The organism is Alcanivorax sp. HI0044, assembly GCF_001634945.1.
Genome location: NZ_LWEZ01001538.1, coordinates 1 through 442, shown reverse-complemented (window position 1 = coordinate 442; position 442 = coordinate 1). Strand labels below are relative to the sequence as shown.

The window sequence follows — 442 nt, the reverse complement described above, 5'->3', positions numbered from 1 at the left end:
GGATCATGCCGGTAAAGCCGGGCATCGCCGGCCCACAGCACCCCAGCCTCGCCATCGTGAATCAGCAGCACGACAACCGTCGCCCCCATGGGCTTGCTTCCCAGGTGCATGGCGGCGTGATGACGGATGGCATGGTTGGCGCTTTGCAGGGCGGCATCCACCGCCAGCAACCGGTGGGCAATACCGCCCCCGAGGGCAAGATTTTCCAGTGCATGACGGATCATGGTGGCGGCAAGGTCGCCGGCATCATGCCCGCCCATGCCATCAATAACGGCCCACAGGCCCTCGCCGTCACGGCACACCAGCGCGTCTTCATTGGCCGACCGGCGGCCTGCATGGGTGCGTCCCTGCCCCCGCCAGCAGCTCATCTCATCGCACTCGCTGCAGTAGCCAGATACCCAGCACCAGACACAGGGACGGCGGCAGGATGGCAGCCAGAAGC

At 66.1% G+C, this 442-nt stretch carries 1 protein-coding gene; it reads right to left on the bottom strand.

Annotated elements, in window-relative coordinates; all coding sequences use genetic code 11:
- Window positions 1–368: PP2C family serine/threonine-protein phosphatase (locus A3730_RS23260; protein ID WP_197477591.1), on the bottom strand; the 368-nt coding region annotated here is incomplete at its 3' end.
- Window positions 369–442: the final 74 nt, after the last annotated feature.